Origin of the sequence: Streptomyces resistomycificus, from assembly GCF_001514265.1 — a bacterium.
Taxonomy (GTDB): domain Bacteria; phylum Actinomycetota; class Actinomycetes; order Streptomycetales; family Streptomycetaceae; genus Streptomyces; species Streptomyces resistomycificus.
Window position 1 is genome coordinate 706,558 of record NZ_KQ948991.1, and the last position, 23,607, is coordinate 730,164.

Below are 23,607 nucleotides of genomic sequence, written 5' to 3' on the forward strand. Positions count from 1 at the left end.
CACAGGGTGAGCAGCGAGGTCTACCGCGACGCCTGGGGGATCCCCCACCTCCGCGCCGGCAGCGCGCGGGAACTCGCCCGCGCCCAGGGCCGGGTGACCGCCCGCGACCGCGCCTGGCAGCTGGAGGTCGAGCGGCAACGGGCGCAGGGCACCTCGGCCGCCTTCCTCGGCGCCGACGCCGTGGCCTGGGACCGCTTCGCCAGACGCGCCCGCCTCGACGACACGGCCAGACGCTGCTTCACCGCCCTGGAGGGACGGGACCCGGAGACGGCGGACTGGGTGCGGGCGTACGTCGACGGTGTCAACGAGCAGCTCGCCTCCGCCGACGCCCCCGAGTTCGCCCGCGTCGGCCTCGCCCCCGGCCGCTGGCAGCCCTGGACGCCGCTGGGCGTCTGGCTCGCCACGCACATCCTCTTCGCCGGCTTCCCCGCCAAGCTCTGGCGCGAGCAGGCCGTACGGCATCTGGGCGCGGAGGCCGTCGGACTGTTCGCCACCGACGGCCCCGGCACCTCCGGCAGCAACGGCTGGCTGGTGAGCGGCGAGCGCACCACCACCGGCGCGGCGGTCATCGCGGGCGATCCGCACCGGTTCATCGAGGATCCCGGGGTCTACCAGCAGATCCACCTCTCCTGCCCCGAGTTCGACGTCGTCGGCCTCGCCGTCCCCGGCATCCCGGGCATCGCCCACTTCGCCCACACCGGCTCGGTCGCCTGGGCCATCACCAACGCCATGGCCGACTACCAGGACCTCTACCGCGAACGGCTGCGCCGCACCGGCGCCGGCGTCGAGGCCCTCGGCCCGGACGGCGTCTGGCACCGGGCCGCCCGGCACACGGAGACCGTGGAGGTGGCGGGAGAGGAGCCGGTCGAGGTCGAGGTCGTCGAGACGGCACGGGGGCCGGTGATCATCGGCGGTCCCGAGGGGATCCCGGAGGGCCTCGACGCCGGCGTTCTCGACGACGCCACCGGTCCGGCGGTGCCCGGTGAGCCGGGCGTCCCCCTCGCCGTCAGCCTGCGCTACCCGCCCCGCGTCACCGAGGACCTGGGCTTCAGCGCCCTGCTCCCCCTGCTGCGGGCCCGTTCGGTCGCCGACGTGGACCACGCCCTCGACCTGTGGGCCGAGCCGGTGAACGTGGTGCAGGCCGCCGACACCGAGGGCGGCCTGCTGCACCGGGTCGCGGGCCGGGTGCCGCTGCGCTCCGAGGCCAACCGCACCCGGCTGGTGCCCGCGTGGAGGCCCGGACACGAGTGGCGGGGCTGGCACGAGACGCCCCGCGCCGGCCTCACCGACGGCATCGCCGTGATGGCCAACCAGCGCGGCCCCGCCACCCCGCTCGGCGTCGAGTTCGCCCCGCCGCACCGCGCCGACCGCATCACCGCGCTGCTCGCCGGGAAGGACCGCTGGTCGCCCGCCGACATGCCGGTCATCCACATGGACACCCGGCTCGCCTCCGCCACACCGCTGCTCGACCACCTCGCGGCGCTGGACGACCTGACCCCCGAGGCCGCCCGGATCAGGGACGCCCTGCTGCGCTGGGACCGCCACATGAACGCCGACAGCGCGGAGGCGGCCCTGTTCGCGGCGGTGCGCGGCGCGGTCGTACGGCAGCTCGCGGCGCACCCGGCGTTCGCCGCGCTGACCACGCCGCCCGCGTACCCCGAGGTCTTCCTGCCGTGGCTCCACCTCGTCCCACGGGTCGGCTTCGCCCTGGAACACCTGCTGCGGGCCGAGGAGTTGTATGGCATTGACCGCGCACAAGCCGTCCGGGCGGCCGTGGAGGAGGTGGCGGCCGCCGGGAACCCGTCCGCCACCTGGGGCGACACGCACCGGCTGTTCGCCTGGCGGGCGCTCCCCGACCCGTCCGAGCAGGGGCCGGGTCTGTCCGGCGACCACGACTGCGTGCTGTGCACCTCCGCCGTGCCCGGCTGGACCGACGTCAGCGCGCGTGGCCCGGCCGCCCGTTACGTGTGGGACCTGGCCCGCCGCGAGGACAGCCTCTGGGTGGTCCCGCTCGGCGCCGGTGGCGTCCCCGGCTCGCCCCACCACCGTGACCAGCTTCCCTTGTGGCTCGAGGGAGATCTCGTACCGGTCGTCACCGACTGGGCACTGATGAACAAGGAGACCGATGTCTGACGCGTACGCCCCCACCCGCGAGCCCGTCCACGAGCAGAGCGTCGACGGCTTCGGCACCGTCCGCCTCCTGCCCCTCGACGCACAGGCCGACGCCGACGTGGTCCACGCGTGGGTGAGCGAGGAAAGGGCGTCCTTCTGGGGCATGAACGGTCTGAGCAGGGATCAGGTCGCCGAGATCTACGCCCACATGGACACCCTCGACACCCACCACGCCTACCTGGTGGTGAAGGACGGCGAACCGGTCGCGCTGCTGCAGACCTACGAGCCGGAGGCCGACCGCGTCAGCGAGTGCTACGAGGTACGGCCCGGCGACATCGGCGTCCACCTGCTGCTGGCCCCGGCCGGGCCGGGCGGCGCCAGCACCGGCTGGTCCTCGGCGCTGCTGGGCGCCGTCGCCTCGTACGTGCTGCTGGGCCTGGGCCGCAGCCGGGTCGTGGTCGACCCCGACGTGCGCAACGAGAAGGCGGTGGCGCGTTTCCTGAAGCAGGGCTTCGAGGCGGGCCCGGTCGTCGTCCTGCCGGAGATCGACCTCCCGGACGTGTACCTGCCGGAGAAGCGCGCCCAACTCGCCTTCCTGGACCGGGAGGTAGCCTTCCCGGCATGACACCGGACGACCTCGTCGCCCACTACGGCCTGGAGCCCCTCCCCCGCGAGGGCGGGCTGTTCCGACGGACCTGGGCGGGACCGGAGCTGCCTGACGGCCGCCCTCAGGGCTCGGCGATAGTCGCCCTGCTGACCGCGGACGACTTCTCGGCCCTGCACCGACTGCCCACCGACGAGATCTGGCACTTCTACCTGGGTTCGCCGCTGGAACTCCTGCTCCTGGCCCCGGACGGCACGTCGTCCGTCTCCGTCCTGGGCCCGGACGTGCTCGGCGGCCAGCACCCCCAGCTCACCGTCCCCGGTGGCACCTGGATGGGCGGGCGGGTGGCGGCGGGCGGGGACTGGACCTTCTTCGGCTGCACGATGGCCCCCGGATTCACCTTCGAGGACTACGAGCACGGCGACCTGGCACAGCTCACGGCGCGTTACCCGGCACGGGCCGACCGGATCGCGCGACTGTGCCGTCCATGAGACTCCTCGAAGGACACGTGGCGCTGGTCACCGGCGCGGGCGGCGGCATCGGACGGGGCATCGCCCTGCGGTTCGCCGAGGAGGGCGCGGCGGTGGCCCTGCACTGTCGTACGGCGTTCGAGGCGGCGAGCGAAGTGGCCTCCCGCATCCTGGGCCTGGGCGGGCGGGCCGTCGTCCTGCGCGCGGATCTCGCCGACGAGGACGCGTGCCGGCGGCTGGTCCAGGAGGCTGCCGAGTGGGGTGCGGGCAGGCTGTCGGCGCTGGTCAACAACGCGGGCGTACAGCCCACCCAGGCCCTGCCCGGGATGACCGCGGGGGAATGGCGGGCGGTGGTGGACACCAACCTGTCGAGCGTCTTCGCGTGCACCCAGGCGGCCGCCGAGGTCATGCGGCAACAGGGCGAGGGCAGCGTGACGCACATCGCGTCGATCGAGGCGGGCCACCCGGCCGTCGACCACGCCCACTACGCGGCCTCCAAGGCGGCCGTGGTGGCACACGCGCGGGCGGCGGCCCTCGAGTACGGCCCGCACGGCATCCGAATCAACACGGTCTCGCCCGGGCTGATCGACCGCGAAGGGCTGGCCCGGGCCTGGCCGGAGGGCGTGCGGCGATGGGAGCGGGCGGCACCCCTCGGCCGGCTGGGTCGCCCTCAGGACGTCGGAGACGCCTGCGTGTTCCTGGCGTCGCCGCTCGCGTCCTGGATCACCGGGCAGGACCTGGTGGTGGACGGAGGGGTGAGCGCCCGGCCGACGTGGTGAACGCGAGGGACCCGCGGTGAGCGCCGGCGCCCCCGTATCCGTACCTTTCCGGAAGGCGGCAAGTCCACAGACGGAGATTCGACGTGGAGCGTGACGGTGAGCGCAGGTCAGGTCCCGGGGCAGGTCTCAGGCCAGCCCGCCGGCCAGTCCGCCGGCCAGGACCCGGGTCGGCTCGCGGGTCCGGTCCCGGAGCAGAAGACCGACGACGCAGGGGACTTCGCCGGCTGGTGCTGCTGGGCACCGTGCTGGTCCTGCTCCTCCTCGGCAGCGCGGGCCCCGCGTCGGCCCACGCAGCCCTCCGCGACACCGACCCCGCCGACGGAACCGTCCTCAAGTCGGCCCCCCGCCACCTCACCCTCACCTTCACCGAGTCCGTAGGCCTGCTCGAGGACTCCTTCCGCGTCCTGGACCCCGACAACCACCGCCTGCGCGTGAGTCCGGCCCGGCACGCGCCGGAGGGTTCCGACACGGCCCGGGTCACGCTGCCCGCGAAGCTCGCCGAGGGCACGTACGTGGTGGCCTGGCGGGTGGTGTCGGCCGACAGCCACCCGGTCTCGGGCGCGTTCACCTTCTCGGTGGGCAAGGCCACGATCACCGCGGCGACCACGGACACGGGCCCGGTCGAGGACCCGGCGACGGAGAGCCTCTACAACATCGCCCGCTATCTGGCGTACCTGGCCGTGGCGTTGCTGATCGGCTCGGCGGTCTTCCTGACGGTCTGCCGCCCCCCGGACGCCGCCCCCCTGCGCAGGCTCCTGCGGGCGGGCTGGTTGACCCTGCTCGGCGCCACGCTCGCCCTGCTGGTGCTGCGCGCACCCTACGAGTCCGGCGCGGGCCCCGCGGCGGCCCTCGACCCCTCGGCCCTCACCCGCACCCTGACCACCCGCCCGGGCCTGGTCCTGCTGGCCCGGCTGGCGCTGCTCGTGCCGGCGGCCGTCCTCCTCGTACGGCTGCCGCGGCGCGAGCGGCCGTCACGGACCTGGCTCGCCGCGGGCGCCGCCCTGAGCGCCGGCCTCGCGGTGACCTGGGCCGCCGGTGAGCACGCCTCGGCCGGCATCCAGGTGCCGGTGGCGATGACGTCGTCGGTCCTGCACGTGCTGGCGACGGCGGTGTGGCTGGGCGGTCTGACGGCGCTGCTGACCTCGCTGTACAGGTCGACGTCGGCATTCCCGCCCGCGGTGGTCGCCCGCTTCTCCCGGCTGGCCTTCTGGTCGGTGGTCGTCCTGGTCGTCACCGGCGTCTACCAGTCCTGGCGGGGCCTCGGCTCCTGGAGCGCGTTCAGCGACACCACGTACGGCCGTCTCCTGGTCGTCAAACTCCTCGCGGTGGCACTGCTGCTGGCGGCGGCGGGCCTCTCCCGGCGCTGGACGGCACGGCTGGTGAGGGCGGAGACCGAGACGGTCGCGGAGGAACGGCAAGTGGAGGAACGGCAAGCGGAGGAACGGCAAGCGGAGGAACGGCAAAGGGAACGGGAGCGGGTGGCGGAGCCGGTGGGTGGTCCACGTCCGCCGGCGGCGCCCGCGGAGCCCGACGTCCCTCCCGCGGGACCCGACGTCCCTCCCGCGGGACCCGACGCCCCTCCCGTCGCGGCCCAGGACCCCCACCGCTCCGCCCTGCGGCGCTCGGTCCTGGCCGAAGTCGGCGTGGGAGTGGCGGTGTTGGTGATCACGACCGTGCTCACCGGCACCCTCCCGGGCCGGGCCGCCGCCGAGGCCGCCGAGTCGGCCGCCACGTCCGGTCTGGCGGTCGCGTCCGTCACCACCATCCCCTTCGACGTCGGCACCCCCGGCGGCCGCGGCAAGGTACAGATCACCCTCGACCCGGGCCGCACCGGCGACAACGCCGTGGAAGCCGTGGTCTACGGCCCCGACAACGGCATCTCCACGGTTCCCGAACTGCGCCTCTCCTTCACGCTCCCCGCCCAGGACATCGGCCCCATCGACGCCGAACTCACCGACCGGGGCGGCTACTGGGCCACCGGCGCCCTCAACCTCCCCCTCGCCGGCGACTGGCGCATGAAGGCCACGGTCCGGGTCTCGGAGATCGACCAGGTGAGCGAGACGAAGACGGTCCGGATCACGGGCTAGGTGCCGGGCCGGCCGGCGTCCTGACGGTCCTGACGGTCATGACGGCCAGGACGGTCAGGACGGCCAGGACGGTCGAGCAGGGCGTCCATGGTCTCGGCGGCGCTTACGGCGGAGTCGGCGCAGCAGTTGTTGAAGAGGACGTGCACCTGGTCCACCCGCTCGGCGAGGGCACGCAACCGCGGCGCCCACTCCGCGAGTTCGGCACGGGAGTAGTGGTACCGGAAGCGGTCCTCCTTGCTGCCGGTGCCCCAGGCGGCACTGCGTCCGTGGAACCGCACGACGGACAGGTGCGGCGAGGTCATCGGCGTGACCGGCGGGATGGAGGAGGGCAGCGTCCGGATCATGTCGACACCGACGGCGGCGAAGCCGAGGCGGGTGAGCAGCGCCCGGGTCGTCTCCGCCCTGTCCTCCCGCCACCACGCCGGATGCCGGAACTCCACGGCGACGGGCCATCCGGCCGTCCGCACCGCGCACTCCTCCAGGGAGGCCTCGGACCGCGCCCCGGGCCGGAACCACGGCGGAAACTGGAACAGCACGGTCCCCAGCCGCCCGGCCGCCCGCAACGGCTGGATCCCGGCGGTGAACCGCGCCCACACCTCGTCGAGCACGGCCCGGTCCCCGGCGTCGGCGGGTAACCCGTGGGGCAGGGCGGCGGCCCTGGTCGGATGGCCGGTGAGGAGGGAGAAGGCCTTCACGTCGAACAGGAACCCGTCCGGCGTCCGCTCCACCCACATCCGGCTGTTCCGCTCACTCGGCAGCGCGTAGTAGCCGGAGTCGACCTCCACCACGGGAAACCGCTCGGCGTAGTACCGCAGCCGCCCCTCGGCGTCCCGCCGCCCCGACGGATACCAGCCGCTGCCGACCAGGGCCCGATCCGTCCACGAACACGTCCCGACGAGGATGTCACCCATGGGGGAGCGGTTACCCGGCCATCAGCGGGATGCGCACCGCGTGCAGGAGACTGTAGGGACAGGCGCTGACCCGGGAAGGACCAACCGCATGATCATCTTCGGCACCAAGGGGTACCTCTACCAGCTCGCGATACTGACGCTGGTGTGCGGTCAGTGCGGAAATCCCGCCGCGCACACCCTCAGGAAGCGCGTCACGAAGTTCACGCTGTTCTTCGTGCCGCTGTTCCCGGTATCGACGAAGTACGCGACGCAGTGCACCTTCTGCGGCGCCGAGCAGAAGGTGACCAAGGAGCAGGCGGACCAGCTGGTGGCCCAGGGCGCGGCCGGCCACGGCGGTCAGCCGTACGGCCAGCCGCAGCAGCAGCCGTACCAGCACTGACGCGGACCGGGACCCGCGCGGCCCTCTCCGGCCGCGCGCGGTCAGCCGAGGCAGATGACGAGCAGGCAGAGCTGCGACGGCGAGGTCGCGGCAGGGTCGGTGCTCGTCTCCGACGTGCCGGTCCCGGTGCTGGTCCCCGTCCCCGTGCCCGTGCCCGTGCCCGTGCTCGAGTCCGAGCCGGTGCCGTCGGTGGCGGCGGGCGCGGGCGTCTGGGCGGGGGTCGTGGCCGTCGTGTTCGCGGTGCCTGAGCCGCCCGTGCTGCCTGAGTTGCCCGTGCTGTCGGACAGCGTCCCGCCGGAGGACTGAGCGGTGGACTGCTGCCGAGAGGCCGACATCGTCTCCGCGTGAGGCGCGGCCGCGGCGCCCGACCCGGATTCCGGCCGCGCGTCGCGGAAGGAGTCGGTGGCGTACCGCCCGCTCCGCTGGTCGGCCGTGCGTGACTTCGCGGACGGCGTGGCCGAGGAGCGGTGTACGTCGGGCTGGGTCGACGTCGGCCGGGACTCCAGCGCCGTCTGCTCCTCGACGGCACCCATACCCGGGTCCTTCGGTGCCGTGGCCGCCTGCGTACGGTCACCGGACTGCCGGTCCATCGAGGCCAGGGTCAGTCCGCCACCGACGAGCGCGACGGCGGTCGCGACCACGGCCCGGCGCTGGTTCTTCTTCCAACGGGCCCGCTGCCGACGCCGCGCCGCCCGCCCCTGCGGCGCACTCGGCACGCCCTCGACGTCAACGGACGGGTCGCTCTCCGGGCCCTCCTCGAAGCCGGCCTCGGCGGCTGCCTCGCCCACCTCGCCCACCTCGCCCGCGCCGAAGGGGTCCTCCCGCCACATGTCCCAGGCCGCGGGCCCGGACGTGGCCGCCGATCCGATCGTGGTCGCGGCGGCCGGGCGGGCCGGGATCGCGACGACGTGGCCGGCGGAGGTGGCAGGGGCGATGTCGGGGGCGTAGGCACCACAGCCCGGGCACACCAGGGCGCCGTTGAGATGCCGGCGACACGAGGAGCAGTAGTCCATCAACGGTCTTCCTGACTTGATGCCGTCGCCCGGTCCGGCCACGGCCCGGTCACGTTCGTACGTGGAATCGAGCGCGCAGTAACACTAACGACGCTTTCGAAAGGCCATGTGCAGCCTGTGTGAGGCTCGTGCGGGGATTCGCGAGTGCCGCACGGCCGGTCCGGCGGGAGATCTGCAGAACTTGTGCCCGGATTATGGATGTTCGGGGCATGTGTAACGCGGCGACGGACGCGTGACGCAGACATAGACGGCACGGAGGATTTCCGTCGCCGACTCCGTAGCCGACAGCGCAGCGGAATTCCGCTTCCCGGCCTCCGAGGTCTCACAGAAGTACGACATCGACAAGGACCAGACCCATGACACCCAGCCCGTCCGAGAACGACCAGCTCCCCGTCTACGACGACTTGGTCCGCGAACTAGGCGACGTCGTGACGGAAGCCCGCGAGGTGGCCGAAGAGGCCCTGCACCAGACGACCCAGGCCCTGAACTGGCACGCCCCCGCCCACCCGGGGTCTTCGTCCTGAGCGCGGGTCGCCCTCACCGCGGCGCAGGCTCGGCGCCCCGGCCCTCGGAGGCGACGTCGCGCTTCGACGCGGAGCGGCGGCCGGCAGGGGGCGGCCCGCGCCCCGGGTTGCCCGTGGTCGACGGGAACCCGCCTTCGAACCCGGCTTCCGGTGTGGATCATGCCCATTGAAGATCAATAACGGCGGCGAATCCTATTTCCGGCTCAAGGAGATTAGAGAAGACAAACCGCTCGACTCATAACGTGCGGGGGGTGGCGTCGATGACATTAATGAAGAAACGCTCTCCTCAGCATTTTCGTCACTCATTCGCCGCGCATCCGGAGGAGTGGAGGCGGCGTTAGCGGTATATGACGAAAGCAAGGCCCAATGACTTGCCCCATCGCGACACGGGGAAGGATAAAATGCCTGCGAACCGTGATGTGACAGTGCGGAAATACACTCACGTGCCCGGCCTGGCACACTCCGCGCTCGAGCCGCGTGGCATCTTGGACGGGGACGGCGCCCGGGTCGAACTCCAGGTGACCGAGTCCCTGCTCCGCCAGTTTCTCACGGAGCTGGAAGCAGCCCAGCAGGAACTCAATCAGCGGTGGAACGGTCAAAAAATGTCCGGCTGTCACGCGGACCGCGCGTGACGGGGGCGGATATCCATGAATCACGACTATCTGGATCCCTCCTTCGCGCGGCGTGAATGGAATTCCGACACGACCTCGTACGGGTCGGGTACCGACTGGCGCGGCAGCCCTGTCGACGCCCTTCACCCAGGGGTTCCCGACACGGGTTGGGACCCGGTCGAGGAACTCGCCTACCTCCTCCAGGAGGCCGCTTCGGCGGACCAGGCGGCGGCCGTGGTGCCGCCCCCTCGCAGCGAGCCACCATCCGGCGCTGATTTCTCCGACCCTATGGAGAACCTGGCGCAGATCACCGCTCAGCTACCGCCCATTCGACGCTCTTCCACCGGACACCGGAGGGTTCGAGCCGGAAAACTCCGACTCAAGTGGTTGCAGACCGGCAGCTTCGTGATCGTCGCATTCGTGGCCGTCATCGTGGCGATGGTCAGCGTGTTCGGCGGAATCGTGGCATACGGGCCGCTGCAGAACATCTCGCCCGGTACGGAGAGCGGGATGATCCATCAGTGGCCTCTTCTCGTGTACGGCCCCTGGATGGTGGCGTCTCTCTCCATCCTCCGAACTGCCTTACACCGGCGCCGAGCTCTGCACTCATGGTTCATCGTTCTACTGTTTTCCTCCGTCGCCATCGTGCTGTGCGTCGCGCAGGCCGACCGGACCGTCACCGGAATCGCCGGAGCCGCCCTGCCCGCCCTCGCCTCTCTGGCCTGCTTCCAGCAACTCGTCCGACAAATCACACTGACTCTGCCGCCAAGGCAGGCGTCGCCACGTCATCGTCAATAGCGATCGCCCGGCCGGGGGACCGGGCCACGCGCGGCACAGAAAGGGCACGGAGCGGCTCCTTCGGGATGCGGGCGTACGAGACGGCCGCGCAGGCGGTGGAGATGCGCCGATTCCCGCGTGACGGGCCGTCCCGGCCCGCGATAGAACCCGATGTGTGACCGTCTTCTACTGCGCCAAGTGCGGGACCGCGCTCACCGGAGATCTGCCGGCCCTGCCCAGCGTCCCGGACATCGACGATCCGGACGCCGGCAGGGACGAGAAGACCGGCCAGGCCCGCTCCACCGTCCCGCGCGGCCATTACGCCATTGACCCCGACCCGTGGGGCGCGCCTTTCGTCCCCGCCCCCGCACCCCGCCAGCCTGCACGTGCCAGTGGCCGCGAGCTGCTGCGATCCGCGTCCGGGGCCACGGACTCCGCCGGCCCGCGCAACAGCGCCGTCCTCCACCCCGACGACGTCATGCCCCGGCTCACCCCCTTCACCTGCGGTGACAACTGGACCGGATGCTGCGGGCCCACCGGCGCGCACGGACCCAACCTGGCCTGCACCTGTGGCTCACGCTTGGCCACCTGGGCCGCCGACTGCCTGGGCCCCAACGAACTCCACCTCGACCCCGTCCGCGTCTACGCCTGGCCTCAGAGCGAGGCCACCGAAGCCGCCCAACGTCCGATCGGCGTGCCCGAGGAACTGTCGCGCCCGGTCGAGGAATCCAGGAAGAGGGAGTGAACCATCACGGTGTACGCCTCAACGAGGACAAGCCTTCGAGGTCAGGGCCGAGGTGTGGGTGAGGATCGGTGGCCAGCTTCGTGCCTGGAACCGGGACCGCAGCGAGCGGAACGAGACGAGACGGCGCCGGATGTGCTCGCTCTGCTCCGGGATGACGAACTGCGCGAGGCCATGCCTGCGTCAGCAACCAAAACCGCAACCACGACGAACGACGAAGGGCCCCACCGCAAGCGGTGGGGCCCTTCGACATCGTGCCCGGTGAGGCACTGGCGGAGGATACGAGATTCGAACTCGTGAGGGGTTGCCCCCAACACGCTTTCCAACTGTGGTGGTGGGCCCAAGGGCATCGAACAGGGCCGTTCATCTGCGTTCATGGCCGTCCGGTCGCGGGAGTGGCCACTACCTTCGGTCGTGCCTGAACTGCCGTGAACGGCGCTGAATGAGACGGAAACTGAGACGGGCCGCCCCGCAGCATCACAGCCCCTGACAACTCGTGGTGGCCGCCACGCGGTCTGGATAAGACCCTTCGTGTGCCTCACCCCGTATCCAGTCGATGAGCCACTGAGCGAGTGACTGCCCGAGCGGTGCAGAAGCGTGTCGGGTGCAGCAGAGGTTGGGGTCCCAGTCCCAGATCTGCCCGTCCTCAGTGCGGAAGTCGATCAGCGTCCACATGGCGCAGCCCCGGTCCATGAGGGGGACGATCCCCGGCGGAAGGCCGTGCTCTGGGTCGACGAAGTCGCGGTAGGCCGTCGTGATGTCCGCGCAGTCGCTGAACCAGTCGCCCGTGTCGGTCAGGGACACCGCTTCCCAGGGCCCGAAGCCACCGTTGGCGACTTCGAGATACATCCGTCTCAACAGCTTGGGCATCGGATACCCGACCACCCGCTCGAAGGCGGCGACGTTCTCAGCGGATGCCGGACCGGGCAGTTCCCGGCCGACCAGAAGCTTGCGGACGGCCAGAACGAGTTCATCATCAGTCACATGGAAATCCTCAGGGACGCCGCACGCCTTGTCGATGTCCACGCAGCCGGCGGAGTCTTGCCATGGGCGAGCCAAGACCTGTCTTCTTGCCCTGGGTCTTGCCGGGATCTTGGTGAGCTGGGGCTTTGCTGGTCAGGGGCTGTGGTCTCGTGCGCCTGGTGGTCGTCGTTGGTCGTCCTTGGTCACTGGTGAGCGGCTTCGGACGGCCCAGGGACGGCCCAGGCTCCCGCTCATCGGCCCGCCTCGAAAGCGGTGTCGTTGGCCGCTGTGGCTCTCTGGTGCGACCGCATGGCGGTTCGCAGAGCTTCGAGTTCGGTTCGGGGAAACGGCCGGCCCCATTGAGACTCGTAGTCTTCTTCGCCCTGCTCGTGGTCGATCCGGTCGAAGGCACGGACGGCGGACCGTGCAAGTGCCGTGACGGTGTGGCGGCCTGACCAGAGAACTACCCCTGCGCTGTCGGGAGCTTGGGCGTCGTCAGCCAGGACCAGGCGGGCATCGACCACAGATCCGTCTCTGTGGAAGAACCACCTGTACACCTGTGGCTCTCCCTCCAACTCGGCGCGAGTGTCCTCGTCACCGAGCAAGAGCCGGACAACGGCGTAAAGGAACTCCTCGGGCGCGTCAGTTATGTAAGAAGCGATGGCCTCTGCCTCACCCTGATCATCAGCAACCTTGACGCTCGCCCAGCCGTCACTGCCCAACGTCCATGTGATCGCTAGAGACGACATCTCCCCCTCCTCCGGGTGACTCTATGGACTCAGGCGCCATGCGACCGAGTCCTCAGCTTGGGAAGCTGCGATCATTTGAAGCTTGCTTCGGCCCTGACCTTGGCGAACGGCCGATCTGTGTCCTCGTCGGGCTCGGCTGCCTTGCCCGTGATTCCCCGCTGTTCCCCGCTCGATCTGGTGCGGTTGTGGTGCACGGAAATGTCAGCCCGGCGGCACAACAGGGCGGGCAACTTCCGATCACTTACGACAGGCTGCTACGTCTTGCCTGTTCAAGATCGAATAGGCTGTAGGTCAGACAGGGAACCGTTTGCATGAGTGTGCGGTCGGGTAGCCGCGCATTCACTGACGATTCAGCCACTCTGTTAGGTCCTTGAGCCTGGGTACTACTTCGGTTTTCATCCATCGCGGCAGGTGGGAAGCGTGCAGGACATGGGATGCGTAGCGTTCGGTTACGACGATGTCGCAGTACGGCACCGCGATGCTTAGTGCATCAATATCGAAGATGTCGTTCGGCTCCCATGCCTTCTCGCGGTTACGATGTGCCGCTTCCGTGAGGGTCGCATGGATGTCGGCGCTTGGCATGCAGTCCGTGAAGGCCCTGATTGACTCTCTGCCCGTGACTACTTCGGCAAGCGTTCTGCCTCGGTCAAGAAGTGCCTGGGTGAGCATGTCGATGACTTCGAGAGACATGTACCGGGCCTGTACTACGTCGCGCAGGCGGTTCCAATATTGCGGATCATTGTCGAGGCGTTCAGCTAGCTGCCGCTCCGATTCCGCTCGATTTTCCGCGCTTCTCTTAGCGGCTGTCGGGTCCCACCCGTTTGCCTTAAGGTCTGGCACCTCGGCGTCAGTGGGGCCCCGCAGCATGGAGCGCTCAAGCTGCTCACGGGCATTCGCGAGCATCAGATCAAAGGCGGCTGGCCCATCTGGCCAGGCGGCGCGAGCCTCGTCGGTGACATCACCGGAGGCTGAACGGATGGACAAGCCGCCCCGCGTACCCATGGCATGACCGATGCCGTGTCCCAGCAGTTCGATATCTGCAAGATGCGGTGAATCGGTGTCGAGTGCGCGGTCTAGTGCTGCCTCGACCTCCAGCCGCATTATGTGCGTCCGTGAGAGCAAGGTGGTGAAGCCGGAGACCTCTTCCATCACATCGGCGATGTCGGCTCGCTGGCGTGGATCCTGGATCCCCGCCATTTCCATGTAGTGAGTCAGAGACAAGGGGAAGAGATACAGCCCGGAACTGGCAGCATCTCGCACCGCAGTGAGCGCTGGCTGATAGGGCCCCCCGGTTCGGTGTCCCGTAGCGGCCTTGGCCAGGCTGATCCAGTGGTTGAGGTCCAGGTAGACGAGGCGCTGTCCCGTCTGACGTCGAACTAGGTGACCGGGCCAGGCGTATGTAGGGGTTTGCCGTCGTGCCATGGCGGCCATTCTGACAACCCCAGGGCTGTGAATGCCTCCGAATATGGGTGGCGTCCCTTCTCCGGTGCGCGACGTAGGAGGCCACCGTTCGCGTGTGGCTCATACGCTCCTCCCACACGAACCGTGAGGTGCAGCGAGAAAGAGCGGGAGCCAAGTGAGACTGACTCCCGGCTCTTCCTGTCGGCATCCACCATGGTCAGTGCTTGCTTCTAGCTTCTGACCGGCCCCGGCAGTTCGATACTGTGCAGACAGCTTTGGGGCCCCTTGGGTCCTGGCCAACGCAGCAGGTTACCGCCCCGCGCGTGGCACATCAGGCGGTACGAGTCCACAGACAGGCCCACGACCGACTGAGCACCGCTTTAGGAGAGAGGCTGGGAGGTCGGGCGGCTGACCTGGGGCTTCGGTGCCTAGTCGGGCAGCCGCGAACTCGACTGTGAGACACCCATGTTGACCGTGACTGCCCCCTGGATCTGGCACGGTAGTGGCACGAACCCCAGCCGACGCCAGTCAGCCACGACGGCGGGTGCGTCGACCGACCACGCACGCGTATGCCTCGCTGCACCCCCACCGGCCTCAGCCACGCTGCCAATGACGTCGACCAGCGCAAGCTCCAACGGCCGGCCCGTTGGGACGGAGCCTGAGCCCTCAGCTTGGGCGCAACATCGGCGACCCTCACATCAATCGGATGCTCTATAGCTACCCTCCCAGGCCGAAGTAGCTAAGAACCAGTTGCGTGACTACTCCGCCTGCGACTCCGGTGCCGACCGCCTCAGACGATCGCGCCCCTAGGGCCAGAACCCTGCCCAGCCACCCCTGCACACGAGGACCAGGCTCTGCCAGTTCTCCCCCCGCCTCGGCGCGGTCCTCGGAGATTGCCACGGTCAGCGATGTCAGCAGCTCTTCGTTGACGCCAGCCTGCCTCAATCGGTCAACCAGCTCACCTTCTGTCGTTGGGGGACCAGCGTAAGAATTCTGAGTGAAGTTGTTTGAATTTAGCGCTACGTTTGCTCCAGGGCCATTAATCACGGTATGAAAAATCTCGTTCCCTTTTTCAGGTGTCACGAGAGACTCCCCTGCTTTCTCCCCAGCCTCCGGGTTTTCTGCCTCAAGTTGAAGTGCGAAGTCGAGGATTCGTGTGCGAACTGCATCGAGAATGGCACGCAAGAGCGACGGTGAAAGTTGACGCCAAATGCGCGTAGCGCCCATTCCTTCGTACATGGTGAAGTCGCCACGAGTATGATGGAAGTTGAATTGGGCCACCATGTCTGCGGTCCAAGGAACACCAAGTCCATTTCGAAGATTACCTTTGAGGAGATCTTCGATCTCGGAAATGCTAGAATTTATGCTGGTCTTGCCAAGTCGAGAGGGATTAAATCTTTCGGGTAGCATAGAGACGGCGACAGGAGCATTGGTCATTCCTGAGCCGAAGGGTCCTGCAAAGTCTCCAAGTGTGTGCACAGGAAATGGCCCGCGATAGGCTGGTACGTCCTCGTCGGGGTATCCTGTCAGTTCTCTATCGATCCAGTTCAGTGCTTCCGAAATGCGTAGACGTGTTGCAACAATTCGAGCCTGTCGAAGAAGGCTTGCGGTAGACACTTCCTCGCCAGCCGCATCTCTAATCAGGTCTTGCAATAGCGCCACTCGCGTCTCCCGCTGTAATCCCCTGGTGCCGTCGATCTCGCCGAATGGTAGCTACACCCTGAGTGACTTGTCCTGGGAAGTTGGATTTTGGTGGGCATCAAGGGAGCGCGGCGATGGTTGGAAGCGCGAGGTCGGTGGAGCGGCTTTGGGCTCGCGCCAAAGTGGCTCCGTAAAGTCGTGGAGCCGACCGCCCCGGCCACGACATACCCCCTTCTCCGGCCTCGCTGATTGCTGTGTGCGCGGCACGGGCGCCGGCCGGGCTGGAGCGGGGCGGAGACAGGAGCGCAGGCCCGGCCGGGGGCCGGGCCGCGCGCGGCGAGCGGAGCGAGCCGCCTTGAACCAGTAGAGAAAGTTGTAACTCAGTCTGTCTGCTGGGGCTTGAAGTCGTATGCGCAAGCTGGAAGTTCGCTGCCCTGTCGATGTGCGAGCGGTAGGAAGAGGACTGGGCGGACCGTCCATGTGATGCGTGTGTCGGCCTGGTCCACGGTGACTGAGCAGGGTTCCGCACGGAGTAGAGCTCGCCTGGTGTCGATGCGGCCTTCGTACAGCCACTCCCATGCTTGTTCTGAGGCCGAGGTGTCGAGGGCTGGGCTGATGGTGCGCAGGGCGATGGCGATCCACCGGTCTGCCTGGGCGGCCGAGTAGGCGTCGAAGGACGCGTGCAGTGTCGGCTGTTGGTCCTTGCTGAGGTTCTGGGTCCAGCACTCGCACCAGTAGCCGCGGGGGAGTTCGTTCATGCGCTGGCTCCCGACGGTCCGGCCACCAGTACGTAGCGGGTGTTCTCGGCGTAGAGCGTGAGTTGGTAGGCCGTGCCCGTGGTCAGGTAGGCGAGGACTCGTTCGTGCTCCGCCTCGTCCGTCAGCCAGTAGCGGCCCGGCTGGGCGTATGCGGTGTCGAGTTGGTCCGTGACGTGGCGCGTTCGCTCGCGTAGCCAGCGCAGTGCCAGGCGGGGGCTGGCCGCACCGTGGGACCCGAGCGGGATCGTGTTCGTTTCGTGCATAGGGTAAGCGGCTGCCCAGCATCGGAAGACACTGCCGCGCTCTTCGGCAGCTAAGAGCTCCCCGCTCGTCGGCGTCAGCACGGGTGACCTCCTGGGAGGACATCCCTGTAGAGCTCCGCCGTGACCGTGTGGCCGCCGTCGCTGTCATGGACCACGACCCGGTGCGCGATCGCGCTGACCATGCCCAGGCCCCGGCCGTGCTCCGCCTCTTGGTCCTGGTGCGCGATCTTCGGGACCGTGCCGGTGCTACCGGCGTCCGTGACCGACAGGGCGATGACCTGCGCAGAGACGGCAAGCGCCAGGTGGAAGCTGCCGGAGGTGAGGCCGCTGGCGGTGTGGAGGATGGCGTTCGCGCTGAGCTCGCTCACGATCAGTTCGGCGTCCTCGGCCAGCGGGGAGCCGCGCAGGATGTCTCTCGTCCAGCGGCGGGCCCGGCTGACCTCTTCTGGGAAACCTGGGCAAGTGAGCCCCCAGACCCGAGCAGTGCTCGTATACTCGTGCATACAAGTTCCTTCGTGCTGGTAGGCCGCCATGTGCAGCGGGTTCGGGCTAGACGAGTTTCACGCCGTCGTGGGCGCGGATGGCCGGCGGGGACGCCGCGTCCAAAGCGTCAAAGACGCGGATCGCATACGCCTCGTCGGCGAGTTCGGTGACTTCTTCACGGGTGGCCCAGCGCAGTGCGCGGGTCTCGTCCCCGGTGGTGGGCGTTCCGTCGGCGGCTTCACACCGGAAGACCAGGGAGACGATCAGACCCGTCATGTTCTTGTAGATGCCGGTGAGGGTCGCGGGAACTGCGATCTTGATGCCGGTTTCCTCGAGGACTTCGCGCTGGAGGGCCTCGGGGATGGTTTCCTCACGTTCGAGGACTCCGCCCGGGGGTTCCCACTTGCCGTTGTCGCGGCGCTTGATCAAAAGGGCGCGGTCCTGGTCGTCGACGATGACTCCGGCAACGCTCACGGAGTGCGGACGGTCAGTGCTCACGTTCCTCGACCCTCTCGGATGGCTAGGCTCTCCACCGTAGCAACAACACTCGCCCACTCGTCTAGATACCTAAAGGAGTACACGTGACGTCTCTTCCGAGCCTCCTCGGCGATCTCGACCCCACGAGTGATCGTGCGGTCTTCCGGCAGATCGCTGACCAGTTGCGCGAGGCCATCGACCGTGGGCGATTCAAGGAGGGCGAAAAGCTGCCCTCCGAGGCGGAGCTAGTCGAGCATTACGGGGTTTCCCGTATGACGGTTCGAAACTCCTTCTCCGTCCTGCAGGGCGAGGGCCTGGTGCACGCCGAACACGGCAAGGGCGTCTTCGTGCGACCACGGCCACCTGTCCGACGGCTAGCCTCCGACCGCTTCGCCCGGCGCCACCGCGAGCAAGGAAAATCCGCCTTCATTGTCGAGGCCGACGCCGCCGGCAGCCACCCCCAGGTCGACAGCCTGGAGGTCAAGGAAGAGAAGGCCAGCCAGGACATCTCCACTCGCCTCGGCTCCGTGCGGCGCGTCCTCGCCCGCCGACGCCGGTACCTGCTTGACGGCCGGCCGGTCGAGTTCGCAACCTCCTACCTTCCGCTCGACATTGCCCGCGGCACGCAGATCGCCGAACCCAACCCCGGCCCCGGCGGCATCTATGGCCGCCTCGAAGAGCTGGGCCATCAACTCGACCACTTCGAGGAAGAGATCCGGGCCCGGATGCCCTCGCCGACCGAGGTGAAGACGCTCCGACTGGCCTCCGGCGTGCCCGTGATCCACCTGATCCGGACCGCGTACGACACAGAAGGGCGGGCCGTGGAGGTCTGCGACACGGTCATGGCTGCGGACGCCTACGTCCTGTCGTATCAGCTCCCGGCCACGTGAGGGCCTGACCGGTGGTGGTGCGCGGGGCCGCTTTCCCGAACTCGTACACCCCAACAGGCATACTCGTATAGACGAGTGGGCAAGTTGTGTGGCAGGGTGGTCGTCGTTCCCGGAGGTCGGGTTCGAAGACTGCATCTTGTATAGACGAGTAGATGGGAAGAAATCTTGCGCACCATCCGTGTGGAGACCTCGGCCGCAACGATCCTGCTGACCGAGGCGCCTGAGCCCAAGGTCCGCGACCGACAGACCGGCGAGATCGCCAAGGACGCCGTCAGCGGCGAGGCGCTGATGACGATCGGCGTCGTCTACATCGAGGAGGGGGAGTCGTCCCTGATCAATGTGACCGTTCCGGAGAGCGGCGTGTCTGAGGGGCTCGCGCTCGGCGCCCCGGTCTCGGTGCCGGGGCTGGTTGCCCGGCCGTGGGAAAGCGTGTTCAACGGTCAGCAGCGGCACGGCATCGCCTTCCGGGCCGCCGCCGTCACTCCGGCCGCCTTCCCGGCCACCATGGGGGCCTCGGCCTGATGACCGACCTGGCAACGCTTCTGGAGGTGGGTGGTCCTGTCGCCGCGCTCGGCGGCGGGGCTGCCTACACCCGGGCCAACTACCCCGGGGTCTACTGGTCCACGGTCGGCCTGCCGATATCCACGGCCCGGCTGCTCAGCTCGTACAGCTCGGTCATGGAAGCCTGCGGCCTGACCGTCGCTCCATCCCGGCTGCGAGTCCTGGCGGTCAAGGCCACCACCCGGCGTGACGTCCGGCCCGTGGCACCTCGGCGCGGGATCATCCGCCCTACGTCGACCGGACTGCGGCTTCGTCTGCGGCTCGCCCCGGGACAGGAACCCGCTGACGTCGCCGCCTCCGCGGAACGGCTGCGGCACGCCTGGGGAGTTCACGCCGTCTACGTCACCACCATCAAGCCGGGCGTGGTGGAACTGCGGCTCGTCGGCTTCGACGTGCTGCGCAAGGTCCGGATGCCGCGCAGGGCTGCGGACGGGTTCCTCAAGGTCCCGGTGGCGCTGCGGGAGGACGCCACTCCCTTCGTACGCGACTACCGGACCGTTCCGCACGGTCTCACCCTCGGCGCGACGCTGTCCGGCAAGTCCATGTACCTGCGGCATCTCGTGGCCGGACTCGCCCGACAGTCCGTCGCCCTGGTCGGCATCGACTGCAAACGCGGCGTGGAGCTGGCGCCCTTCGCTCCACGACTGTCGGCGCTGGCCACCGACCCCGATCAGGCTGCCGAACTGCTGCCCGTACTCATCAAGGAAATGGAGGACCGCTACGACCTGATCAAGGCCCGGCAGGGCATCGCGCCGACCACTCCGGACGAGGAGATCACCTCCGACATCTGGGGCCTGCCCGAGGACGAACGCCCCGTGCCCGTTGTGCTGTTCGTCGACGAGGTGGCCGAACTCTTCCTCGTCGCCACGAAGAAGGAGGAAGAGCGCCGGGACGAGATGGTCACCCAGCTCATCCGCCTCGCCCAGCTCGGCCGCGCGGCCGGCATCTATCTGGAGGTCTGCGGACAGCGCTTCGGCGCCGAACTCGGCAAGGGCGCCACCATGCTCCGTGCCCAGCTCGCCGGCCGCGTCTGCCACCGCGTCAACGACGAAGCCTCCGCCAAGATGGCACTTGGCGACATCGCCCCCGAAGCGGTCGCCGCCGCCTGCGCCATCGCGCCCGAACGGCCCGGCCTGGCCGTCGCCGGTGACACCTCGGGCGGCTGGTCCCGCCTCCGCACGCCCTACCTCTCTCTCGGCGACGCGGCTGGGATCTGCCAGGAATCGGCCAGCCTGACGCCGAACCTGCCCGCGCTCAAGCCCTTCCGGCCCGACGCGCCCCTACAGCCGGTCGACTCCCCGGCGCCGGTCGTCCACCCGCGCCCCGTGACCGACTGAGCCGCCGTCCCTTCCTCCGGTCGGCGTGACCGCCTCGCGCCACGTCCCCACCCCTCCCATGCCTGAATCCGGAAGGAGCCGCAGCATGCGCGCCCAACTGGCCCGTATCGATGCGGTGCTCGTCCAGGCCGTCATCGCCGCCGCCCTGTCCTTCGCCCACCTGCACGATGTCGCCTCGGCGGCCGGACAGGACGGGTGGAAAGCGTGGGCCTACCCGATCTCGGTCGACCTGCTGCTCGTCGCCGCCTGGCGCCGACTGCGGACCGGCGACGCGAAAGCCTCCGGGTGGTGCTGGTTCGTCATCGCACTCGCCGCCTCCCTCGGCGCGAACGTCGCCACCGCCGGACTCCTCGACCTGAACACAGTGCCGGCCTGGCTGCGCATCCTCGTCGCGGGCTGGCCTGCGGTTGCCTTCCTCGGCGGCACGCTACTGGCGCACTCGGCACCCGCCCTCGCCGAGGAACCACCGGCGGACCAGGAGGAGGACGCCGATGATCCCGCGCCCGAGCCTCCTACTGAGCAGGACGTGAGCCCGCTCCCGACCCCGCCTGCATCGGTCCCGACCGCGCTCGTCGAACACGCCCGCAAGGTCGCCGCCGAACACCACACCCGCACCGGCACACCCATCGACACCCCCACCCTGCGCGCCCGGCTCGGTGTCCCCGCACCCATGGCGGACGCCATCGCCGCCCACCTCTGAAAGGAGACCCGCATGACCGCCAACCGCCGCTTCCGCAACGTCACCCGCATCGGCCCCGTCCAGGTCGGCACGTCCTACGACGGTCGCGGCCGCGAGAAGCACACCGCCGCCTGCACCGCCCCGCGCTGCGGCTTCTCCTCCGACTACGACAGCCGCGCCGCCGCCGAACTCGCCGCCCGAACCCACCGCTGCCCCGTCCGCTGAAAGGACCCGCACACCGTGACCGTCAGCCTGCCGCTCGTCCTGGTCCTCGGCTTCTTCGCCTGGGGAGCAGTCAAGTTCCTCGGCGTCCGCACGTGGATCGTCGTCCTGGTCGCCCTCTTCGGCTTCTGGCTCTCGCACACCTTCATGGCCCCGGCCATCGAGTCCGGCACGCGCTCCGGCGTGGACGTCATAAACGGCTCACACAACTAGACGAGTAGATAAGGAGAGACTCCCGTGTTCCTGCCCCAGTACCCCGACAGCCCCACCCCGCCGCCCGCGCACACCCACGCCCCGGCAGACCCGGCCCCGGCACAGCGCACGCCGTTCCCTCAGGTCTCCATCAGCACCGGCGCGATAGCGACCGTGATCGTCGGCGGCGTCGTACTGACCGCCCTCCTGGCCGCCGTCGCTGTCACGGCCATCTCCGTAGCCGTCGCCGCCGTAGTCCTGCGCTCCATGCTCCGCGACCACCACCGGCGCTAAACGCACCCGGCTCCCGGGGCGGCTCGACACGACCAAGCATCCGCCGCCCCGGGAGTCCGTCACTCCTGACCGAGCCAGTCAGAAGGAGAGAGCCATCCTGACCCGCACCACCCCGGCCCCACTCCCGGAACTCGCCAACCTCGCCTCTCACGGCACTCTGCCCGGTATCCTCCGCCAGCTCTCCGGCCTCGGAGGCTGCACCAACCCCATCCGCCTCGACGGCCACCGCACCGAGTACGACGTCGACACCCGCACCGGAGAGATAGGCAACGTCCTCCACCGCCTCGACTCCTCCGACCTCCCTGCCGGCCACCTCCTCGTGCGCTGCAACAACCGCCGTACGACCCGCTGCGCGGCCTGCTCCGAGGTCTACCGTCGCGACACCTTCCACCTGATCACCTCCGGCCTGCGCGGCGGCAAGGGCACCCCGGAACGCGTCGCCGCCCACCCCCGCGTCTTCGCCACCTTCACCGCACCCAGCTTCGGACCCGTCCACAACCGCCCCACCGGCCCGGCCGGTTCAGTCCGCCGCTGCCGCTGCCGCTGCGGCACCCGCCACGACCAGGACGACGACACACTCGGCACCCCGCTCGACCCGGACACGTACGACTACGACGCTGCCGTTCTCTGGAACGCCCATGCCGGACCGCTCTGGCGCCGCTTCTCGACCTACCTGCGCCGCGAGGTCGCCAAGCGGGCCGGGCTCACTCAGCGTGCCTTCCGCCAGTACGCCCGGGTGTCCTTCGCCAAGGTCGCCGAGTACCAGAAGCGCGGCGCCGTCCACTTCCACGCCGTCATCCGCATCGACGGCCCCGAGGGCGGCGACACCCCGCCTCCGGCCTGGGCCACGGCTGAGCTGCTCTCCGACGCCATTCGCACCGCCGCCGCCCACGTCCGCATAGACGGACCGGTCATCGCCGGCCGCCCACACGTCTTCACCCTCGGCCGCCAACTCGACGTACGCACCATCCGCAGCGCCGACTTCGACGGCGGCCAGGAACTCACCGAACGGGCCGTCGCCGCCTACATCGCCAAGTACGCCACCAAAGGCGCCGAGACGGCCACGGGAGCTCTCGACCGCCCGCTCAAGTTCCTCGCCGAACTCGCCCAGCTCGACATCAGCGACCACGCCCGCCGCATGATCCGAACGGCCTGGACCCTCGGCGCACGCAAGGATCTCGAACACCTCCGCCTGCGCGCCTGGGCCCACATGCTCGGCTTCCGCGGCCACTTCTCCACCAAGTCCCGCCGCTACTCCACCACCCTCGGCGTCCTCCGCAACGCCCGCGCCGAATGGCGCCGCGCCCAAGCGACCACTTCCGAAATTTCGGAGGCGCTAGACACGACCCTCGTCATCTCCCACTGGGTCTACGCAGGAACCGGCCTCACCGACGCAGAAACCTGGCTCGCCGAAACCATCGCCCCCGCCCCCGGAACGGAAGGAGAACCGACCCATGCCTGAGGCTCAGGCGACCGCCACTGAGCTGCATCCCTTCGACCCCTCCTTGGCCCTTTTGACCGTCGAGGAGGCGGCCCGGCGGCTCCGTATCGGCCGTACGACATGCTTCCGGCTCGTGCGGGCCGGAGAGATCGAGTCGGTGACGGTCGGGCGGCTGCGCAGGGTTCCCGCCGATGCCATCCCCGCGTACGTGGCCAAGCTGCGCCACCGACCCGCCCAAGCGGCCTGA

28 protein-coding genes are annotated in these 23,607 nt (G+C 69.2%); 18 read left to right on the forward strand and 10 right to left on the reverse strand.

The genetic code is table 11. The annotated features are described in order from the left end of the window. Positions 1 to 6 precede the first annotated feature (6 nt). The 5 genes from AQJ84_RS17730 to AQJ84_RS17750 all read left to right on the forward strand — a co-directional run bounded on the left by AQJ84_RS17730 (position 7) and on the right by AQJ84_RS17750 (position 6,052). Entirely contained in the window at positions 7 to 2,133 is a 2,127-nt protein-coding gene (locus tag AQJ84_RS17730) for a penicillin acylase family protein (RefSeq protein ID WP_030043869.1), read from the forward strand. After that, entirely contained in the window at positions 2,126 to 2,737 is a 612-nt protein-coding gene (locus AQJ84_RS17735) for a GNAT family N-acetyltransferase (RefSeq protein WP_030043868.1), read from the forward strand. Before AQJ84_RS17730 ends, AQJ84_RS17735 begins: the two co-directional genes overlap by 8 nt. Continuing rightward, the gene (locus AQJ84_RS17740) at positions 2,734 to 3,207 is read left to right on the forward strand and encodes a cupin domain-containing protein (RefSeq protein ID WP_030043867.1); all 474 of its coding nucleotides are present in this window, start codon (positions 2,734 to 2,736) and stop codon (positions 3,205 to 3,207) included. The genes AQJ84_RS17735 and AQJ84_RS17740 overlap by 4 nt, the downstream gene beginning before the upstream one ends. Beyond that, positions 3,204 to 3,965: an SDR family NAD(P)-dependent oxidoreductase gene (locus AQJ84_RS17745; RefSeq protein WP_030043866.1), complete on the forward strand. Its 762-nt coding sequence runs from the start codon at positions 3,204 to 3,206 to the stop codon at positions 3,963 to 3,965. Before AQJ84_RS17740 ends, AQJ84_RS17745 begins: the two co-directional genes overlap by 4 nt. Before the next feature lie 227 nt (positions 3,966 to 4,192). Continuing rightward, positions 4,193 to 6,052, forward strand: coding sequence for a copper resistance CopC/CopD family protein (locus AQJ84_RS17750; protein WP_053192586.1), 1,860 nt, complete (start codon positions 4,193 to 4,195; stop codon positions 6,050 to 6,052). On the opposite strand, the gene AQJ84_RS17755 is transcribed toward AQJ84_RS17750, so the two are convergent. Further along, positions 6,049 to 6,963, reverse strand: a complete 915-nt coding sequence (locus AQJ84_RS17755) for a DUF72 domain-containing protein (RefSeq protein WP_051870185.1) — start codon at positions 6,961 to 6,963, stop codon at positions 6,049 to 6,051. The two genes, AQJ84_RS17750 and AQJ84_RS17755, sit on opposite strands and share 4 nt — an antisense overlap. Positions 6,964 to 7,051: 88 nt before the next feature. On the opposite strand from AQJ84_RS17755, the gene AQJ84_RS17760 reads away from it, so the two are divergent. Beyond that, the gene (locus tag AQJ84_RS17760) at positions 7,052 to 7,342 is read left to right on the forward strand and encodes a zinc-ribbon domain-containing protein (protein ID WP_053192588.1); all 291 of its coding nucleotides are present in this window, start codon (positions 7,052 to 7,054) and stop codon (positions 7,340 to 7,342) included. A 41-nt stretch (positions 7,343 to 7,383) separates the two neighbouring features. Here the strand turns inward: AQJ84_RS17760 and AQJ84_RS17765 are convergent, their stop codons facing one another. Beyond that, positions 7,384 to 8,355: an SCO2400 family protein gene (locus AQJ84_RS17765; protein ID WP_030043862.1), complete on the reverse strand. Its 972-nt coding sequence runs from the start codon at positions 8,353 to 8,355 to the stop codon at positions 7,384 to 7,386. Positions 8,356 to 8,711: 356 nt separating this feature from the next. Between AQJ84_RS17765 and AQJ84_RS43085 the strand changes: the two genes are divergently transcribed. From AQJ84_RS43085 to AQJ84_RS17780, 3 genes are all read left to right on the forward strand, one after another. Beyond that, positions 8,712 to 8,879 (forward strand): hypothetical protein, encoded by a 168-nt coding sequence (locus AQJ84_RS43085; protein WP_157875007.1) that lies wholly within the window; start codon positions 8,712 to 8,714, stop codon positions 8,877 to 8,879. A 647-nt stretch (positions 8,880 to 9,526) separates the two neighbouring features. Then, the gene (locus AQJ84_RS17775) at positions 9,527 to 10,288 is read left to right on the forward strand and encodes a hypothetical protein (RefSeq protein WP_030043860.1); all 762 of its coding nucleotides are present in this window, start codon (positions 9,527 to 9,529) and stop codon (positions 10,286 to 10,288) included. Between the two features lie 154 nt (positions 10,289 to 10,442). Further along, on the forward strand, positions 10,443 to 11,012 hold the full coding sequence (locus AQJ84_RS17780; RefSeq protein WP_063753177.1) for a hypothetical protein: 570 nt from the start codon (positions 10,443 to 10,445) through the stop codon (positions 11,010 to 11,012). Between the two features lie 474 nt (positions 11,013 to 11,486). Here AQJ84_RS17780 and AQJ84_RS17785 read toward each other — a convergent pair whose 3' ends face one another. The 8 genes from AQJ84_RS17785 to AQJ84_RS17815 all read right to left on the reverse strand — a co-directional run bounded on the left by AQJ84_RS17785 (position 11,487) and on the right by AQJ84_RS17815 (position 17,741). Further along, the gene (locus tag AQJ84_RS17785; RefSeq protein WP_051870184.1) at positions 11,487 to 12,035 is read right to left on the reverse strand and encodes an SMI1/KNR4 family protein; all 549 of its coding nucleotides are present in this window, start codon (positions 12,033 to 12,035) and stop codon (positions 11,487 to 11,489) included. A 188-nt stretch (positions 12,036 to 12,223) separates the two neighbouring features. After that, the gene (locus tag AQJ84_RS17790; RefSeq protein ID WP_051870183.1) at positions 12,224 to 12,721 is read right to left on the reverse strand and encodes a hypothetical protein; all 498 of its coding nucleotides are present in this window, start codon (positions 12,719 to 12,721) and stop codon (positions 12,224 to 12,226) included. 339 nt (positions 12,722 to 13,060) lie between these two features. After that, entirely contained in the window at positions 13,061 to 13,942 is an 882-nt protein-coding gene (locus AQJ84_RS17795; RefSeq protein WP_128092358.1) for a hypothetical protein, read from the reverse strand. An 897-nt stretch (positions 13,943 to 14,839) separates the two neighbouring features. Next, on the reverse strand, positions 14,840 to 15,784 hold the full coding sequence (locus AQJ84_RS43090) for an AbiTii domain-containing protein (protein WP_128092357.1): 945 nt from the start codon (positions 15,782 to 15,784) through the stop codon (positions 14,840 to 14,842). A 359-nt stretch (positions 15,785 to 16,143) separates the two neighbouring features. Continuing rightward, positions 16,144 to 16,521: a hypothetical protein gene (locus AQJ84_RS17800; protein WP_030043854.1), complete on the reverse strand. Its 378-nt coding sequence runs from the start codon at positions 16,519 to 16,521 to the stop codon at positions 16,144 to 16,146. Beyond that, on the reverse strand, positions 16,518 to 16,784 hold the full coding sequence (locus AQJ84_RS17805) for a hypothetical protein (RefSeq protein WP_225877403.1): 267 nt from the start codon (positions 16,782 to 16,784) through the stop codon (positions 16,518 to 16,520). Before AQJ84_RS17805 ends, AQJ84_RS17800 begins: the two co-directional genes overlap by 4 nt. Before the next feature lie 74 nt (positions 16,785 to 16,858). Next, positions 16,859 to 17,287, reverse strand: coding sequence for an ATP-binding protein (locus AQJ84_RS17810; protein WP_030043852.1), 429 nt, complete (start codon positions 17,285 to 17,287; stop codon positions 16,859 to 16,861). Between the two features lie 46 nt (positions 17,288 to 17,333). Then, complete coding sequence (locus AQJ84_RS17815; RefSeq protein WP_030043851.1) at positions 17,334 to 17,741, reverse strand: NUDIX hydrolase; 408 nt, start codon at positions 17,739 to 17,741, stop codon at positions 17,334 to 17,336. Positions 17,742 to 17,848: 107 nt separating this feature from the next. Between AQJ84_RS17815 and AQJ84_RS17820 the strand changes: the two genes are divergently transcribed. From AQJ84_RS17820 to AQJ84_RS17860, 9 genes are all read left to right on the forward strand, one after another. Next, positions 17,849 to 18,634, forward strand: a complete 786-nt coding sequence (locus tag AQJ84_RS17820; protein ID WP_030043850.1) for a GntR family transcriptional regulator — start codon at positions 17,849 to 17,851, stop codon at positions 18,632 to 18,634. Between the two features lie 165 nt (positions 18,635 to 18,799). After that, positions 18,800 to 19,156 (forward strand): SCO3933 family regulatory protein, encoded by a 357-nt coding sequence (locus tag AQJ84_RS17825; RefSeq protein WP_030043849.1) that lies wholly within the window; start codon positions 18,800 to 18,802, stop codon positions 19,154 to 19,156. Continuing rightward, the gene (locus tag AQJ84_RS17830) at positions 19,156 to 20,532 is read left to right on the forward strand and encodes an FtsK/SpoIIIE domain-containing protein (RefSeq protein ID WP_030043848.1); all 1,377 of its coding nucleotides are present in this window, start codon (positions 19,156 to 19,158) and stop codon (positions 20,530 to 20,532) included. Before AQJ84_RS17825 ends, AQJ84_RS17830 begins: the two co-directional genes overlap by 1 nt. Positions 20,533 to 20,617: 85 nt before the next feature. After that, on the forward strand, positions 20,618 to 21,232 hold the full coding sequence (locus AQJ84_RS17835) for a DUF2637 domain-containing protein (RefSeq protein ID WP_030043847.1): 615 nt from the start codon (positions 20,618 to 20,620) through the stop codon (positions 21,230 to 21,232). 12 nt (positions 21,233 to 21,244) lie between these two features. Continuing rightward, a complete protein-coding gene (locus AQJ84_RS17840; RefSeq protein WP_030043846.1) occupies positions 21,245 to 21,436 on the forward strand; it encodes a mobile element transfer protein in 192 nt (63 codons plus the stop codon). A gap of 15 nt (positions 21,437 to 21,451) precedes the next feature. Beyond that, a complete protein-coding gene (locus tag AQJ84_RS17845; protein WP_030043845.1) occupies positions 21,452 to 21,646 on the forward strand; it encodes a hypothetical protein in 195 nt (64 codons plus the stop codon). A gap of 24 nt (positions 21,647 to 21,670) precedes the next feature. Continuing rightward, positions 21,671 to 21,919 (forward strand): hypothetical protein, encoded by a 249-nt coding sequence (locus AQJ84_RS17850; protein ID WP_030043844.1) that lies wholly within the window; start codon positions 21,671 to 21,673, stop codon positions 21,917 to 21,919. Between the two features lie 157 nt (positions 21,920 to 22,076). Next, on the forward strand, positions 22,077 to 23,381 hold the full coding sequence (locus AQJ84_RS17855; RefSeq protein ID WP_030043843.1) for a replication initiator: 1,305 nt from the start codon (positions 22,077 to 22,079) through the stop codon (positions 23,379 to 23,381). Then, positions 23,374 to 23,607, forward strand: coding sequence for an excisionase family DNA-binding protein (locus AQJ84_RS17860; RefSeq protein ID WP_030043842.1), 234 nt, complete (start codon positions 23,374 to 23,376; stop codon positions 23,605 to 23,607). Before AQJ84_RS17855 ends, AQJ84_RS17860 begins: the two co-directional genes overlap by 8 nt.

What these genes read in the sequence shown, in the direction of transcription:
- AQJ84_RS17735 (WP_030043868.1), top strand. Translation starts at nt 2,126, where the DNA reads ATGTCTGACGCGTACGCCCCCACCCGCGAGCCCGTCCACGAGCAGAGC.
- AQJ84_RS17740 (WP_030043867.1), top strand. Translation starts at nt 2,734, where the DNA reads ATGACACCGGACGACCTCGTCGCCCACTACGGCCTGGAGCCCCTCCCC.
- AQJ84_RS17745 (WP_030043866.1), top strand. Translation starts at nt 3,204, where the DNA reads ATGAGACTCCTCGAAGGACACGTGGCGCTGGTCACCGGCGCGGGCGGC.
- AQJ84_RS17755 (WP_051870185.1), bottom strand. Translation starts at nt 6,963, where the DNA reads ATGGGTGACATCCTCGTCGGGACGTGTTCGTGGACGGATCGGGCCCTG.
- AQJ84_RS17760 (WP_053192588.1), top strand. Translation starts at nt 7,052, where the DNA reads ATGATCATCTTCGGCACCAAGGGGTACCTCTACCAGCTCGCGATACTG.
- AQJ84_RS17765 (WP_030043862.1), bottom strand. Translation starts at nt 8,355, where the DNA reads ATGGACTACTGCTCCTCGTGTCGCCGGCATCTCAACGGCGCCCTGGTG.
- AQJ84_RS43085 (WP_157875007.1), top strand. Translation starts at nt 8,712, where the DNA reads ATGACACCCAGCCCGTCCGAGAACGACCAGCTCCCCGTCTACGACGAC.
- AQJ84_RS17775 (WP_030043860.1), top strand. Translation starts at nt 9,527, where the DNA reads ATGAATCACGACTATCTGGATCCCTCCTTCGCGCGGCGTGAATGGAAT.
- AQJ84_RS17790 (WP_051870183.1), bottom strand. Translation starts at nt 12,721, where the DNA reads ATGTCGTCTCTAGCGATCACATGGACGTTGGGCAGTGACGGCTGGGCG.
- AQJ84_RS17800 (WP_030043854.1), bottom strand. Translation starts at nt 16,521, where the DNA reads ATGAACGAACTCCCCCGCGGCTACTGGTGCGAGTGCTGGACCCAGAAC.
- AQJ84_RS17805 (WP_225877403.1), bottom strand. Translation starts at nt 16,784, where the DNA reads ATGCACGAAACGAACACGATCCCGCTCGGGTCCCACGGTGCGGCCAGC.
- AQJ84_RS17810 (WP_030043852.1), bottom strand. Translation starts at nt 17,287, where the DNA reads ATGCACGAGTATACGAGCACTGCTCGGGTCTGGGGGCTCACTTGCCCA.
- AQJ84_RS17830 (WP_030043848.1), top strand. Translation starts at nt 19,156, where the DNA reads ATGACCGACCTGGCAACGCTTCTGGAGGTGGGTGGTCCTGTCGCCGCG.
- AQJ84_RS17835 (WP_030043847.1), top strand. Translation starts at nt 20,618, where the DNA reads ATGCGCGCCCAACTGGCCCGTATCGATGCGGTGCTCGTCCAGGCCGTC.
- AQJ84_RS17840 (WP_030043846.1), top strand. Translation starts at nt 21,245, where the DNA reads ATGACCGCCAACCGCCGCTTCCGCAACGTCACCCGCATCGGCCCCGTC.
- AQJ84_RS17860 (WP_030043842.1), top strand. Translation starts at nt 23,374, where the DNA reads ATGCCTGAGGCTCAGGCGACCGCCACTGAGCTGCATCCCTTCGACCCC.